The sequence below is a fragment of the Paraglaciecola sp. G1-13 genome (assembly GCF_055809255.1).
On record NZ_CM147903.1, the window covers coordinates 904,595 to 918,796 of the forward strand.

Annotated in this window: 14 protein-coding genes; 5 read left to right on the forward strand and 9 right to left on the reverse strand. The window is 43.1% G+C overall.

Features of this window, described 5'->3' with window-relative positions; translation table 11 throughout:
• Positions 1 to 34 precede the first annotated feature (34 nt).
• The gene (locus tag AC0L6N_RS03725) at positions 35 to 928 is read left to right on the forward strand and encodes a sugar phosphate isomerase/epimerase family protein (RefSeq protein WP_473478969.1); all 894 of its coding nucleotides are present in this window, start codon (positions 35 to 37) and stop codon (positions 926 to 928) included.
• 68 nt (positions 929 to 996) lie between these two features.
• Here the strand turns inward: AC0L6N_RS03725 and AC0L6N_RS03730 are convergent, their stop codons facing one another.
• Positions 997 to 1,578: a phosphoribosyltransferase gene (locus AC0L6N_RS03730; RefSeq protein ID WP_473478970.1), complete on the reverse strand. Its 582-nt coding sequence runs from the start codon at positions 1,576 to 1,578 to the stop codon at positions 997 to 999.
• 147 nt (positions 1,579 to 1,725) lie between these two features.
• Here AC0L6N_RS03730 and AC0L6N_RS03735 point away from each other — a divergent pair, with 147 nt between their 5' ends.
• A complete protein-coding gene (locus AC0L6N_RS03735) occupies positions 1,726 to 2,292 on the forward strand; it encodes a phosphoribosyltransferase (protein ID WP_473478971.1) in 567 nt (188 codons plus the stop codon).
• Positions 2,293 to 2,411: 119 nt separating this feature from the next.
• Here AC0L6N_RS03735 and AC0L6N_RS03740 read toward each other — a convergent pair whose 3' ends face one another.
• Entirely contained in the window at positions 2,412 to 3,104 is a 693-nt protein-coding gene (locus tag AC0L6N_RS03740) for a YceH family protein (RefSeq protein WP_473478972.1), read from the reverse strand.
• Positions 3,105 to 3,206: 102 nt separating this feature from the next.
• Between AC0L6N_RS03740 and AC0L6N_RS03745 the strand changes: the two genes are divergently transcribed.
• Positions 3,207 to 4,127, forward strand: coding sequence for a histone deacetylase family protein (locus AC0L6N_RS03745; RefSeq protein WP_473478973.1), 921 nt, complete (start codon positions 3,207 to 3,209; stop codon positions 4,125 to 4,127).
• Positions 4,128 to 4,133: 6 nt separating this feature from the next.
• Here the strand turns inward: AC0L6N_RS03745 and AC0L6N_RS03750 are convergent, their stop codons facing one another.
• The 3 genes from AC0L6N_RS03750 to AC0L6N_RS03760 form a co-directional block, all read right to left on the reverse strand.
• Entirely contained in the window at positions 4,134 to 4,310 is a 177-nt protein-coding gene (locus AC0L6N_RS03750; RefSeq protein ID WP_473478974.1) for a DUF6435 family protein, read from the reverse strand.
• A gap of 205 nt (positions 4,311 to 4,515) precedes the next feature.
• Positions 4,516 to 5,151 (reverse strand): peptidylprolyl isomerase, encoded by a 636-nt coding sequence (locus AC0L6N_RS03755; RefSeq protein WP_473478975.1) that lies wholly within the window; start codon positions 5,149 to 5,151, stop codon positions 4,516 to 4,518.
• A gap of 226 nt (positions 5,152 to 5,377) precedes the next feature.
• Positions 5,378 to 5,935, reverse strand: a complete 558-nt coding sequence (locus AC0L6N_RS03760) for a hypothetical protein (protein ID WP_011574025.1) — start codon at positions 5,933 to 5,935, stop codon at positions 5,378 to 5,380.
• A gap of 172 nt (positions 5,936 to 6,107) precedes the next feature.
• Between AC0L6N_RS03760 and AC0L6N_RS03765 the strand changes: the two genes are divergently transcribed.
• Positions 6,108 to 7,865, forward strand: a complete 1,758-nt coding sequence (locus tag AC0L6N_RS03765) for a monovalent cation:proton antiporter-2 (CPA2) family protein (protein ID WP_011574026.1) — start codon at positions 6,108 to 6,110, stop codon at positions 7,863 to 7,865.
• A 3-nt stretch (positions 7,866 to 7,868) separates the two neighbouring features.
• Here AC0L6N_RS03765 and AC0L6N_RS03770 read toward each other — a convergent pair whose 3' ends face one another.
• Genes AC0L6N_RS03770 through AC0L6N_RS03785 form a run of 4 tightly spaced genes read right to left on the reverse strand, consistent with a single transcriptional unit; the run spans position 7,869 to position 12,615 of the window.
• Positions 7,869 to 9,476, reverse strand: coding sequence for a porin family protein (locus AC0L6N_RS03770; protein WP_473478976.1), 1,608 nt, complete (start codon positions 9,474 to 9,476; stop codon positions 7,869 to 7,871).
• Positions 9,476 to 10,372 (reverse strand): XrtA-associated tyrosine autokinase, encoded by an 897-nt coding sequence (locus AC0L6N_RS03775; protein WP_473478978.1) that lies wholly within the window; start codon positions 10,370 to 10,372, stop codon positions 9,476 to 9,478. Before AC0L6N_RS03775 ends, AC0L6N_RS03770 begins: the two co-directional genes overlap by 1 nt.
• Positions 10,369 to 11,949 carry an XrtA system polysaccharide chain length determinant gene (locus AC0L6N_RS03780; RefSeq protein ID WP_473478980.1) on the reverse strand — a complete coding sequence of 527 codons (1,581 nt, stop codon included), beginning with the start codon at positions 11,947 to 11,949 and terminating at the stop codon, positions 10,369 to 10,371. The genes AC0L6N_RS03775 and AC0L6N_RS03780 overlap by 4 nt, the downstream gene beginning before the upstream one ends.
• Before the next feature lie 30 nt (positions 11,950 to 11,979).
• Complete coding sequence (locus tag AC0L6N_RS03785) at positions 11,980 to 12,615, reverse strand: XrtA/PEP-CTERM system exopolysaccharide export protein (protein ID WP_006991419.1); 636 nt, start codon at positions 12,613 to 12,615, stop codon at positions 11,980 to 11,982.
• A 173-nt stretch (positions 12,616 to 12,788) separates the two neighbouring features.
• On the opposite strand from AC0L6N_RS03785, the gene AC0L6N_RS03790 reads away from it, so the two are divergent.
• Entirely contained in the window at positions 12,789 to 14,201 is a 1,413-nt protein-coding gene (locus tag AC0L6N_RS03790; protein WP_473478982.1) for a TIGR03013 family XrtA/PEP-CTERM system glycosyltransferase, read from the forward strand.
• Position 14,202: the final 1 nt, after the last annotated feature.

The window sequence follows — 14,202 nt, forward strand, 5'->3', positions numbered from 1 at the left end:
TTATGCAAAATGTAAAATATAGAAAGGAATAGAAATGAAATTAGCAAACTTTACATCACGAGTCGCTCTGATAATGAGTGCCATCGTTATCACCATAACGCTAAGTGGTTGTGATCAAGTTGAAAAACAGAAAAGCGCAAAGAAAGCTTCAGCCATCGAACCTCAAGTGAGTGTGCAGTTATGGTCGGTAAAAGATGAAGTGAAGCGTGATTTCGAAGGAACCCTCACTATATTGGCTGACATGGGCTTTGATGGTGTTGAGTTCGCAGGCGACTTTGGTAAATATGATCAAAACCCGAAAGCACTGAAAGCATTTCTTGATGGACTGGGTTTAAAAGTCAGCGGCGCGCATATTCCGTTTGAAAAACTAGACGAACAGCAATTTGCTGACACAGTGGCGTTTTATCAAGCTATTGGCTGTGATAGCTTGATAGTACCTTACGACGCTCGGGCGTTTGATGCTCAGCAGGTTAACGCTGTCGTAGCAGATTTGAATCGGTTGTCTGATAAGCTAGCGCCAGAGGGCATAAAGATTGGTTATCATAATCATGAAAAAGAGTTTGATGACTACCAGCAAAGTACCTATTGGGATTACATTGCGCAAAACACCCATAAAAACGTCATTTTGCAGCAAGATGTGGGCTGGACGACCTATGCGGGGAAAGATCCTGTCGAATATGTTAAGCGCTACCCTGGCCGCACTTTTACCACTCATTACAAGGTCAAACTACCGGACGATGTTCAAGATAAGCTGCCGTTAATTGGTCAAGACACCATAAACTGGCCGAATCTGATTGACGCCAATATGACCGTTGGCGGAACACACTGGCTTGTGATTGAGCAAGAAGAATATCCTAACGATTTAAAACCGCTAGAAGCGGTTAAAATATCAAAGCAGGGCTTAGCGGAGTTTCTTGACGCGCGCTAGCGTTGAATGAGCGACGCATCTCCAGTAGCCCCGCGTGTGAAATGCATGTTGGACTCCATTTATGTCCGCTATGGGGTAGGGACAATGGAATCCATAACGGCTTTCAAACCCGGCTTGTTGTCGATGATTTCCTGGTGGGTCAACCCCACCAGTTCATAGGGTAATATCAACCATTTATCAGAGGTATTAATATAATAGTCAGGCACCCTGTCAGTACGATTGTTGGCGGGCTTAAACCAAGGCACTGCTACTTTGAAATCTTTAGGCATATTGCGCTTAGCTCGCGATGATAGTTGGTCAAGCACGGCCTTAATGCTCAAGCCTGAGCTGTATACGTCATCAACAATCAGCAATTTATCATCTTGATTGAGGTTCTCTAATAGGTACTGCAAACCATGCACTTTAATGCCTTGTTCACTATCAATCATCTGTTGATAACCTGGTTGCCCCTGATAGGAAGTACGAATTGAAATATGATCAGTCTCAACGCCTAAATACTGCAGGCATTCCTGCACATAGATGCCCACAGTGCTGCCGCCACGCCAAATACCCACCACAAAGTCGGGGCGATAGCCGCTATTAAATATCTCCACCCCCAGTCTAAATGAGTCTTGGATCAGGGCATCTTCGCTAATAAATGTTTTTTCCATACCTTTGTCCTTAACATCGCGGCTAACACCACGCCAGTTCATCGGTGTTACCGACTGTCAAAAGTCAATAAACTAACCAACGCTCTATGAAGATCGCGTACAATACGCGTTCAATCACTTTTTTACCAAGTTTGTATTAAGCCTATTATGTCTGAAAAAACCTACCTCAGCGCGCAAGATCTGCTAATAGACTCCTTTAGCCTCGGAGCCAAAGTATTTAACGATGGTTTCAAACCCAATTATATCATCGCTATTTGGCGCGGTGGCACGCCCATTGGCGTAGCGGTGCAAGAGATTCTGCAATACCACGGTATTGAGAGCGACCACATTGCGATACGTACATCGTCCTATAGCGGTATCGATGGTAGGGCTAAAGAGGTGCGCGTTCATGGGATGAACTACCTCATTAAACACATCAGAGCAGAAGATCGATTGCTTATTGTTGATGACGTTTTCGATACGGGGTTGACGATTCAAGCGGTTATCAATCACCTCAAAGAAAAAACACGTCTTAACGCCCCTAGTGATATTCGCGTCGCTGTGCCTTACTTTAAACCTACGCGTAACAAAACCGATATGGTTCCCGACTACTATCTGCACGCCACTGAGAGCTGGTTAAAATACCCCCATTCGTTAGAAGGCCTAACAGAAGAAGAAATTGCCAAACACCGACCTGAGCTTTACGACATTATAAAAGGTGCCAAAAAACCATAAAACATAGCTACCGCGATGGTCTGAATCACGGTTATTGCTATGGGCTCCATCATCGAAAACTCGCTAGTTACCATCGATACAATAAAACGTACATTTAATGCTCAATACCAACGGGCTTCTTAACGGGTTAACTCATCTAAGGTTTGCTTAAGCTGCTGCAGTTCATCACGTAACTCAGTAACGGTATCTTCAAGGGCGCAGATGCGTGCTTCTTGAGAGGGACTGTTGGTATCGACCGTGGTATTCGAGGCGTTAGGTTGACTGCTTTTACTCGCTGTTGCAGGTCCGTAGCTAATGGTTTCATTGGTGTCCCTGTAAAACTGCTGAGCGTAGCGTGATTCACGCTTGCCTGGCTCTCGTTCAAGGCGCACCACTAGCTGCTCGCCGTTTACATCCATTAATTCATTTAGGGCTTTTTCGACTTCATCCACATGAGTAAAACCAGCCATACGCTGGGCACGGGTGCGCAGCTCACCCGGTGTTTGCGGACCGCGTAAGAACATCACGCAAATAATGGCTAACTGTTGTGGCGTGAGCTGTAAATCGCTGAATTCTGTATTACAAAAACGATGTTTATAGCGTGTGGCTCGACTGCCGCTTTGCTCAAATATCATATTTTTGGCATGTAACTCATCCAAAGTATTTTGTACTTCAAGCTCTGTGAGCTCCATCACAGGCTCGCGGTTGCTTTTTTGGTTACAGGCGGTGGTGATACTGTTCAATGAAAGGGGATATTGTTCAGGTGTGGTGACTTCTTTTTCAAGTAATACACCGATAACGCGTGCTTGGGACTGGGTTAAGGTAACTAACAAGATAACTCCTTAGGAAATAAATATGCCTTGCAGCGAAGGAAAGCCGACGAGACAATAAGGTAAATAACGCTTTGGTCTATATGTCGGGCTGAAGCTAAGTATATGAATGAGAGCCATCTTTTGTCGACACCTTTAGTTTTCCACCCCATTTACAGTCAGCTAGATTTACCATTTAAACATCGCTTTCCCATTGAAAAGTATCAAGCAATTTACGATAAGCTTATCGGCTTAGGTGTCCCCCAAGGCCAATTTCACCAGCCGCACGCGCTCACGCCTAGCCAGTTAAACCGTGTTTACAGTCCTGACTATGTGAATGACCTTACCCGAGGAATGCTGGACCCTAAAGCCATGCGTAGGATTGGTTTCCCTTGGTCTGAGCAGCTGATAGCGCGTTCGCTTACGGCAGTAGGGGGGACGGTTTTAACCTCCTCACTTGCCCTTGAGCACGGTAAAGCCCTGAATTTAACTGGTGGGTATCATCATGCGTTCGCAAATTTTGGTTCAGGCTTTTGCTTGTTCAATGATTTGTATTTAGCGGCGCTGAATATGTTGCAAACGCCCACCATAAGAAAAGTACTGATCTTCGACTGTGATGTGCATCAAGGGGATGGTACGGCCAAGCTCGCTTCCAATAATAAGCGTGTTTTCACGGTATCCATTCACTCAGAAAAGAACTTTCCCCATCGTAAGCAAGCTTCTGACTTAGACTTTCCTTTGGCGAAGGGAGCGACAGATGACGAGTATTTAGGGATAGTGAAGCGCGCGTTGAACCAAGCGTTTACGGAGTTTCAACCCGATGCTGTGATATATGATGCGGGTGTGGATATTCATATTAACGATGATTTGGGGCATTTGCATGTTTCGACTCCCGGTGTGTACGCCCGCGATTGCATGGTGTTTGAAGCGTGTGAGAAATACGGTGTCCCTGTAGCCGCGGTGATAGGGGGCGGATACCAGCGAAACATAGATGCACTTGTGGATGTGCATTTACAACTATATAGGGCGGCAGGGGTTGTAGCTTGACCCGAATTACTTGTTATTTTTTTCAAGCGTCTCTATTTCGCTCCACAGGGCCTCAGCTTCTGCGGTCAACATTGCATAGCTACGTATATCACCTTTGCGCTGGGCTAACATGGCTTGTTCAAGTTTCTGGTCGTATTGTTTTTTCATTTTCTTTAACGGAGACGATTTTAAGAAGCCAAACATACATTTTCCTATTGGTTGTGACGAAGACGTTATTCAACACGCCATTGATCAGTGGGTCAAAGTCTTACTGTTGTTATTGTGTTTGGGATCAATTACCTGCCTTTAGTTAGAATGTGGCACCTATCTCAACCCTTTTAATTTTTGGTCGCACCAACTGAACGTGACAGAAGGGCTGATCGTCAACTTAGCCGTCACGTTCGCGATGTTACTCAGCCAATGTTATGGCTATTATTTTGATCGGTTGGGCTAAGATCTGATTTTTAATGTAGGGATCTTCAACGACTTTTGCCTGTCGATTACGTTGAATTTTTTTGACGATATCCATTCCTGCAGTCACTCTCCCAAATGCAGCAAAACCTTGACCATCAGGATTCCTAGCGCCGCCATAATCGAGAGAAGACTGCTCCCCAACACAAATGAAAAACTGTTGAGTAGCAGTGTTGGGCCCACCTCTGGCCATCGATAAGGTTCCGTCTTTGTGTTTTATTCCGCTGAGTTTAGTGGTTTCAAGCACGATAGGCGGGAAGTCCTCGAACTGAGGGTTAGTGCGCCCTTGAATAACCGATATTGGTGGTGTGCCTTGGTCGTTATCAGGGCCCACTACGCGGTAAAATTCGCCTCCCGTGAACGCTGATTGTTGAATATATGCAATGAAATTAGCCACAGTAACAGGTGCTTTTTGCGTAAATAGTGCTATTTCAATATTCCCTAAAGCGGTTTGAATGACAGCTTGTTGAGTTGCTTTTTGTGACGTCAGTGGGGTTTGCGCAGATGCAAAAAGTGAATTTGTTAAACTAAGCAACACTAACGAAAGAAGTATAGAGCGAGGGTAGGGAGACATATTGTAAATTCCTTTTTAAATGGGAGTATGTCATTAGAAGGCATCAGTAAGCATTTTTCAATGGAGAGTGGAATTCGAGTATTGTTCAACGGTATGACTTTGGGGCCGTTTGCTAACTGTACGTTTAGTATCGCTGTCGCTTAAGGCTTGTCGGTAACAATGCCGCAGCGATAAGGCATGCTGTGGCATTAAGGTATTGTGAAGTAGCGAAAATCAACTTGTGTTGTTACGGCATAGCTTTCATCGCTTGGTTAAACTTGTGTTGCCCGTTAACAACCCAGCTTGGTGTGGCTTCGCCAGCACCAGCGTATCGCAAGCTGGGGTGCTGACTCGTTACCTGTTGTAACACGGATTCTTGCTCAGCGGTGATATCAACGAAAAAGACATGCATGCCTTGCCCAAGGAGTTGCTGGAAACGCTTAAATTGGTAATTAGGTGTTTGAATGCCTATCAAGCCACCTTCCCATGTACAAAACCCTAAAACGACCACCGCACAAAAACCAAACGGGATCCAGCCTACAGCCGTCATATGCCAATTAAATAAATACGCCACTAATAAAATGAGGAATGCGCCGATAATGCCAATAACGGCGCCTAACTGAGTGGAGTGAACGACGTCTTTTTTTAAGACGGATTCTATTGCATGTAAATGGTGTTTTTCTAACTCGGCGTCATTTTCACTAAGTACGTGAAATTGAGGTACCGTCAAGCCGTTGTCTACTAGTTCCCTTTCAACTTGTTCTAAATCTCCTAAATCATCAGTTATGTAGTAATGTCTAAACATAGGTTTCTCCAGAGTGTTTATTGACCGCTTGTTAACCTGTGAAGTATAGCAGTGCCGGTAGAAAGCATGCAGAAACGTATTGGGGGGGACACTACCAGCGCGGCTGAACTGATGTGTTAAATGCTTAGGCTCTGATATGATCATGGCTGCATAACATTTTCTGGGCAAATTGATGAGTTTAATGGGTTCGGCAGTAGTATTTTTGGTGGCAGCAGTGGTGGCCGTTCCTATTTTTAGAAAGTTAAAATTAGGCGCTATTTTAGGGTATCTTGTTGCAGGCGTTGTAATTGGGCCATCTGTCATGGATTGGGTCAACGATCCGCAGACTATTTTGCACGTCGCTGAGTTAGGTGTGGTCTTCCTACTTTTCATTATTGGTTTAGAGCTCGACCCCAAGCAGCTCTGGGAAATGCGTAAAAAAATAATGCTAACTGGCGGCTCACAGCTTATTTTCAGTGCAACCTTTATCGCCCTAATGTGTTCTTCAATCCTTTCTTTATCAATCGTCACTTCATTGGTGGTTGGTTTATCTGTAGCACTCTCTTCTACTGCGTTCGCTGTACAGCTAATGGAAGAGCACGGAGTATTAAAGACGCCGCCTGGTCAACAGGGCTTTTCAATCCTGCTTATGCAAGATGTGGCAGTTATTCCGATACTATTGCTTGTTGCTAGTCTTTCCTCAGGTGATGTAGCGACTGGGCCAGCTTGGTGGGTAAGTGTATTGGCTTTGTGTGCGGTGCTGGTGGTTGGGCGCTTCTTAATAAACCCCTTCTTGAGCTTGATTTCATTGTATGGCAATTCTGAGGTGATGACGGCATCGGCTTTATTAATTGTTATCGCCACTGCGCTGGGGATGCAGGAGGCTGGACTTTCAATGGGGATGGGGGCCTTCGTCGCGGGTATTTTACTGGCGAACTCAAGCTTTAAACATCAACTTGAGACGGAAATAGCACCGTTTAAAGGGCTATTTCTAGGGTTGTTTTTCATCGCGATTGGGATGAACTTAAATCTAGCGCTTTTGGTCTCAGAACCTTTGTTTATTCTGGGGGCGAGTGCAGTGCTTGTATTGGTCAAGGGCGGCGTTATATTTACCATTTTAAAAATGGCAAAGCAAAACACGACTGATGCAGTAAGAATAAGTTTAATGCTCTCACAAGGTGGCGAATTTGCCTTTGTAGTGATGTCACAAGCGGAAGTAACGGGTGTTGTTGAAACACTCATTTCTCAGCAAGTAACTCTAATTGTAGGGATTTCAATGGCATTGACATCTCCGCTGGTCATAATGCATAGCGTGTGGTTCAACAGTAAAAATTGCCCAGCGGTTTATGATGCAGAGCCAGATGAGAAAGAGCCTAAAGTTCTGATCGCGGGCCTCGGGCGTTTTGGTCAGGTATCTGCACGTATCTTAACGGCAAACAAAATTCCTTTTATCGCGCTTGATAAAGATCCTGAGCAGATTGAGTTTCTGAAAAAGTTCGGCAGTAAGGTGTTTTATGGAGACGCTAGTCGGCTGGATCTATTACGTACGGCTGGTATAAGCAAGGTTAAGGTTATACTCATAGCAATAGATAACGAGCAAGAGGCACTTAAGATCGCCTACTTGGTGCGTGATCACTTCCCTGATATTAAAATTATCGCCCGTGCACGCAATCGTATGAGTGTGATTAATTATGCAAGAGCAGGTGTGAATACTTATGTGCGGGAAGCCTTTCCTGCGGGTTTAAAGGCTGCAGAAAAACTGTTACAAGCTTATGGGTTTGATGAGGAGAAAGCACTTCGTACCGTGGAAGTTTTTGCGAAACATGATGATAAATTAGTGCACATTAGCGCGACTAAAAACCTAAACCTCCAGCAAATGATTGATATTAATGAGCAAGGTAAGACAGAGCTGCAATCCCTATTCGAGCGAGACGAAAAAGGGATTAAATGAGAGTTAGAATTGGTAGTTAACACTAACCGTTAGGCGAGAGTCAGTTAAATCTCGATTTTCGTCTTCCGTTTTTCGCTCTACATAGCGTGCTGATACATTCATCGAGAGCTGACGACTTAGTTCTCTATTGAAGTTAATGCTCACATTGAGTGAATCATTAATACGATCAGACGTTTTGTATTCAACGGTCGAGTAACTCGATGATAGACCTAATTTATTGCGGCGGCCCAAATCATAGGACATAGACAGTAAAGCGGTCTTAGTTGTTTGCTCTGTTGCTGATTCTAGATATTCAGTGGTGATGTAAGCCAAACTAAGAGACGCTTGAAATCTACGCTTATCATACCCAAAGTTAATTTTGCCGGATTTTCTAAAAAGCGTTTCATCGGTCACGTCTGTGGTGAAGCTATTCAAACTTCTGTATTCCTCACCTGCCTGCAGCACGTAATTTATAGAGGATGGTTGGAAACACTCCGCGAATTCAGTAGAGCCTATTGGACACACAAATAAACTACTAGGGCCTTCGGTAAAACTTAAACGTGAATAAGATGTCACATCTTCATCGTAAGTCGCTGAAGCACTGAAGGTTTTTAATTTATAGTCGAGGTCAAACGCGTAAGCATCGCCATAAAAGCGTTTGCTGTAATTGAACCGTAATGCAGTGCGTTGTGAAAAAGCCCAATCGGTATTTACGCCTATATAGCGGGTGGTACGCTCACCCTCATCCAACTCATTAAAAGTAACTTCAATGCTATTTTCATCGTATGGTTGCCAGTTGAAACCGGCGCCGTAACTTGTGGTATCCAAGTTTTGTCTTTGTGTACTGAAGCCACTCTCATCGAGTCCATATTTACTGTCAGAGCCTACTAGGACCAGTGATATGTCATTGACAATTTCAAACCCTAATCTAGCGTTTGATAGAGTAGATGAAAAGTCTTGAGCGCTTTCCCGCTTGGTATCGTAGTATTGTGAGGATAGCAAAAAGGTTAAACCTTTAAACCGTCGGCCTTGATATAATTGGGCACTGACAAACGTATTCTCTCCGTCTATTCCGCTAGTGCTTTCAAGAGTCTCGTCAGAACTTGTTTTGGAAAAACCTGTTTGTAATGATAGCCCAACTGTTTTGGGGTTTGGCGTTACAAAATTAACTTGCAAAGAATCACTTGCCGTTTTGGTTAATTCCCCACTAGATAAAATCTTGTCAGCCACTATCCCTTGAGTGGCTTCAGTTGCCCGGTACCTGTGGTCACCGTTAACAGATATACTTAGAACATTATCAATGATCTGCAGAGAAGAATTATAGCTAAATTCTGTGAAGCTTTTATCTGTATTAGGTTGGTCGCTCCGTTGTTCAACCGTCGTGTTATCTATTACAAATGCAGCAGATGCTTTTTTCCCACGGTATGTCGTTACTAACTTTGGGATTACGGCAACCGCTTCGGTATTATCGGATGGCTCTACACCCGTTTGCGTGTTGTAATAATAACCGGACGTAGTAATTGAAGGAGCGATTTTTAAATCACCAGCGTACGCTGAATTCGCACTTCCGCAAGCGACTGACGCCGCCAGAAGTAACTTGTTTTGTACTGATGGTGCTTTTCTAATTGTCACTAATTTGCTCCTGCGTAGTAGTAACCATACCCCGTTCCATTGCGATTTATTTTCTGGCCTTTATTCACGACAAAGCCGATAGCCATATCCGGGTTTAACTGGCCTACAGCTTCTTGAATATCTGATATCTTAGTGGCTTGCTCTTCCGCTACGACAATTGCTTGACCTGCTAAATTAGCTAAGATGGCGGTTTCATTAATCCCTAACAACGGGGGGGTATCTACAATAACAATTCTGTCAGGGTAACGGTTTGCGAACTCCTGAACCACATCGTACATTTTTTCACTCGCAAGCAGCTCAGTAGATAAATGGTGTGATTTACCAGCTGGTATTATGCGTAAGTTTGGAACATTGGTTTGACACATAACCTCGGCAATATCAGCCTTTTCACCAAGTAAATATTCCATCAGCCCATCTTGATTCTGCAACTCCAAAGTGCGCATAACGTTTGGCCTAAGTACGTCTGCATCTACTAACAAGACCGTTTTGTCTTGTTCTAGCGCGATACTTAAAGCCAAATTAACTGCGGTAAATGTTTTTCCCTCACCTGGTCGTGAACTAGTCACCATAATAATGTTGCTGTTATTCAGGGATTTAGAAAGAGGACCAAAAGCGTTGTCGATGATTTTGCGTTTTATTGCGCGATACTCTTCATTTATCAACCGGCGCTTAGCACTTGTTGAAACAAAACCCTTTTCTTCCATCTTAAACAGGTCAATTTCGATGCTTCCAGCGGAGGAGGCAGGCTTAGTAGGATCTTTTGGAGGGGGAGAAGCCGCCTTACTCGTGCCAAAGATATCGTCTTTGGAGACAGAATCATGAGAAGTTCCACTCTCATCGGCTTTAGCTTTCTTATCTTTTTCCTGTTTAGATAAAGCGCGTTCTATTGTATTCATGCTAATACCCTCGATATGACATCGATGTTCATTATTTCAGAGGCCATTAAGGCGCCATATAACATTAGAATAAGACCCGAAGAAAACATAAATACTAATATTCGTGCTCGATTCACTTTACGAATCTCTTTGACGTTTAGGTGTGAAACAACACCCAAGACCGGAAAAGACGTTAATGCAGTTAGTTGGCTTCCTCGTATTAAAATAGGGTTAAGTTGACTAATTAAGAACGCAACCCCTAAGCCTGCAGCAAAGCCCACAAACACTACTGCGGTATATCCAATTAAACGATTAGGACCTGTTGGGGCGAGTGGAGCTAGCGGAGGGTCAATCACCCTAAACTGAACGTCTTCAGATGAAACATCTGCTTTTTGTGCTAAATCTGCTGATTCACGACGAGACAACAGCTCCTCATATTTGCGTTTTGTTATCCCGTAATCACGATTTAACGCGGTAAATTCAGCTTCAACTTGAGGGACAAGGTCAATCTTCTGTTTGAGCTCATCAATTTTGGTCTGAAAATCATCTTTACGCACATTAAGAGATGCTATGAGGCTTTTTAAGCGTGAGACTTCAATACGGATTTCTTTAGAAAGACCGCCAAGTGAATTACTAGGATCTTCATTTGAAGTATTCGACAGGTAATCGTCTATTTCTTCTTGGCGAGATTTTTGTAAAGCTTCAAGTAGGTTGTTCGTTTCTATCACATCAGGATGCAAATCAGTGTATTTAAGGGATAATTCATCCAGCTTTTCTTCTAAACTTTCTATCCTTGCATCGAAACGAGTAGTCAAAATGGAGTCAGCATCGGAAGGTTTAACTGCGAAGCTATCCACTTGGGAATTTGGCCCCCGAAGTTCACCTGAAAGCGCTTTAATTTGTTGTTCTGTCTCTTTAATCGTGAGGACGGTCTGTTCCAGTTGCGCGTTTAGTTCAGTGTAATTTTGATAAAAATTACCTTTCTCAGGTAAGAGCGAAGCGTATTTACGCTGAAAATCAGCTACACGCTGCTCTGCGGATGACAAGCGACTCTCGTAATCGGCAATCTGGGTTTCAATGAAGCGACTGGCTGAGTCTGAGTCTTTACGCGAGCTTCCTAAAGCACCTTCAACAAACAAATCGAGTGTTTCCTGTACCACAGTTTTAGCCATCTGAGGATCACTGTCAGTGTAAGCAATGGTGTAAAGGTTGTCTCTTCCTGCCGAGCGCAGTGAAATATTACTCGAAAGATCAGATATTATATCTTCGTAATCTTCGGGAGTGAGGGCTGTCACATCGAGATCTGATTCCCTTGCAATAATTTCAAGATTCGGACGACTTAGCAAAGTCTTTACCATCATTGAAATTTCTTGTTGGGGATTGGTTTGAATCGCAAGTCCACGTAATAAAGGTTGTAATACGGAGCGCGTATCAACGTAGACACGCGCTTGTGACTGATAAACGTCCGGCATAGAAGCTACATACACGAAGCCAATAGGGCATATAAGCCAACTGCAAATCATAACGTAGCGCTTTTTTACCCAAACACCTTTAAGGTAGTCGAGCAAAAGCTCAAGCGTTTTCTGTAAATCTTGCATTTAAATGTCCATATCCTTTAATAGTATCGACTAAAACCATGCTTCAGGAATAATAATGATGTCGCCCGGTAAAATATCGATATTTTGTGCAATGTCACCATCTCTTATTAGTGAATCAATATTAATACCGAAGGTTTGTTGCTTACCATCAATTGTGCGTACAAGTTTAGCATTATCACCAGCAGCAAATTCGGTTAAGCCACCTACTGATATCATCAAATCTAATAACGTCATTTGTTGGGTGTAATTAATCGCACTAGGGTTAGTGGCTTCGCCAATGACACGAACTTGCTCGCTTAGTGGACCAGCAAAACCCGTTACGCTAACCGTGACGCGTGGGCTGTTAATATATTTGCCCAGTGATTCTTCTAATTCTCTCGCGAGAACTGTCGGGGTTTTGCCGGTTACTTCGATATCTTCAACTAATGAGGTGGTTACTTTTCCATCAGGCCTTACGATAAAGGTTCCAGAAATGTCTGGGTTACGCCAAACAAATATGGATAAAGTATCGCCAGGGCCAATTAAATACTGATAATTGCCTACCGAAGTAGTCAATGAGGGATAGGTTGAGGCATTAGGAAGGCTACTATTACTGCTTGAGCATCCTGCTAAGGTTAAAATGAATAAAAATACTAAATTGAAGAATGCTATTTTGTTAGTCTTCATGTAAATTGTAGCTCCGTGTGTTGAACTCATCGATCATCAATGTAACAAGATTTAGACTTATTTCAAAACATAAAATAATGAACAATAATAAAAAGTTAGTCGAACTCAAATACCTATTTTATATTTGGGAAACAGTAAATGATGAAGTTGTTGCAATTAGAGGAAAATGATTAATGAGTTTTGTTAATCGAAAGGAAGTTAGGCGCTCAAATATACTGATGATATTAGAAGCATCAGTTGTGGCGTATATTTTATATTTGACCTTAGGTATTGTCAGTGAGATTACCGGTTCATCTGTCCCTACTGTAGGTGATGTGACGCTCTATATCGGCTTATTTACGTTTTTAGTGATTGTATCTGCACTATCAGTAGGGTTGTACGAATCAAAGTTAAGAGAGACATTCCGCGGCATTATCCGGCGCATTTTCGTCAGCGTCGCCCTAGGATATTTCGTCATGGAAATCCTGGGAAATACGTTTCTTGCCTATATCGATTTGCATCAGTACTTCCTCCCCATAGCTGCAGGCTTGTGTATCGTGGCCTTAGTGATTTTTCGTTATTTCATTAATCGGCTGGGACTACTTGGTTTAGGGCAAACTAAAATAGTGGTTATTGGAGCCGGTGAGCGAGCGTCGATTATTGAAAAACGCATGCGTCGTGAAGTGGATCGTTTTGGCTTTGAGCTTTTAGGTTTTATTCCGATTCCTGGTGATAACCGTGAGGAAGGGATCCAAAATGAGAAATTAGTTCACGTCAAAGTGGATGAAAATTTTCGCAATTTTATTGCTGATAATGATATCGACGAAGTCGTTATAGCGTGTGACCAAAGGCGTGGCACATTACCCGTGGAGATCCTGTTCGATTGCCGGTTACGTGGAGTTGAAGTCACTGATTTACTTGACTTTATGGAACGCGAAACAGGGCAGATTGTAGTAAATTTGATGTACCCAAGTTGGGTTATCTATTCCAACGGTTTCAATTCTCAAAATTACCTTAGAGATGCTTTAGACTACGGAATGAATAGTTTGTTGGCATTCGTCGTACTGATGTTTACATGGCCATTTATGTTGCTTACTGCGCTGATTATTTATTTTGAGGATAATAGTGGGGCTAAAGCATCAGTTTTTTATAAGCAAGAGCGCGTAGGGTTAAACGGCAAGTTATTCAATATCATTAAGTTTAGAAGTATGCGCCCTGACGCGGAAAAAGATGGCGCTAAGTGGGCTACTACAAATGATGATCGAGTAACCAGAGTGGGGCAATTTATTCGGAAATATCGTATTGATGAGTTACCTCAGTTACTGAATGTGTTCAGAGGTGAGATGTCATTTATTGGTCCTCGGCCAGAGCGTCCGCAATTCGTTGAGCAACTTATCCGAGAAATCCCGTATTACAATCAAAGACATAATGTAAAACCTGGCTTAGCTGGTTGGGCGCAGTTGAATTATCCTTATGGAGCAAGCGTTGAAGACTCCATGGAAAAGCTGAAATTTGATTTGTATTACGTTAAACATCAAAGCTTAATGTTGGATATCCTTATTTTAATTCGGACCGTTGAAGTCGTGCTTTTTGGTAAAGGGAGATAGG

Excerpts from the sequence above, each read along its gene's own strand:
- AC0L6N_RS03725 (WP_473478969.1), top strand. The coding sequence starts at position 35 with ATGAAATTAGCAAACTTTACATCACGAGTCGCTCTGATAATGAGTGCC.
- AC0L6N_RS03730 (WP_473478970.1), bottom strand. The coding sequence starts at position 1,578 with ATGGAAAAAACATTTATTAGCGAAGATGCCCTGATCCAAGACTCATTT.
- AC0L6N_RS03735 (WP_473478971.1), top strand. The coding sequence starts at position 1,726 with ATGTCTGAAAAAACCTACCTCAGCGCGCAAGATCTGCTAATAGACTCC.
- AC0L6N_RS03745 (WP_473478973.1), top strand. The coding sequence starts at position 3,207 with ATGAATGAGAGCCATCTTTTGTCGACACCTTTAGTTTTCCACCCCATT.
- AC0L6N_RS03750 (WP_473478974.1), bottom strand. The coding sequence starts at position 4,310 with ATGTTTGGCTTCTTAAAATCGTCTCCGTTAAAGAAAATGAAAAAACAA.
- AC0L6N_RS03755 (WP_473478975.1), bottom strand. The coding sequence starts at position 5,151 with ATGTCTCCCTACCCTCGCTCTATACTTCTTTCGTTAGTGTTGCTTAGT.
- AC0L6N_RS03760 (WP_011574025.1), bottom strand. The coding sequence starts at position 5,935 with ATGTTTAGACATTACTACATAACTGATGATTTAGGAGATTTAGAACAA.
- AC0L6N_RS03765 (WP_011574026.1), top strand. The coding sequence starts at position 6,108 with ATGAGTTTAATGGGTTCGGCAGTAGTATTTTTGGTGGCAGCAGTGGTG.
- AC0L6N_RS03775 (WP_473478978.1), bottom strand. The coding sequence starts at position 10,372 with ATGAATACAATAGAACGCGCTTTATCTAAACAGGAAAAAGATAAGAAA.
- AC0L6N_RS03780 (WP_473478980.1), bottom strand. The coding sequence starts at position 11,949 with ATGCAAGATTTACAGAAAACGCTTGAGCTTTTGCTCGACTACCTTAAA.
- AC0L6N_RS03785 (WP_006991419.1), bottom strand. The coding sequence starts at position 12,615 with ATGAAGACTAACAAAATAGCATTCTTCAATTTAGTATTTTTATTCATT.
- AC0L6N_RS03790 (WP_473478982.1), top strand. The coding sequence starts at position 12,789 with ATGAGTTTTGTTAATCGAAAGGAAGTTAGGCGCTCAAATATACTGATG.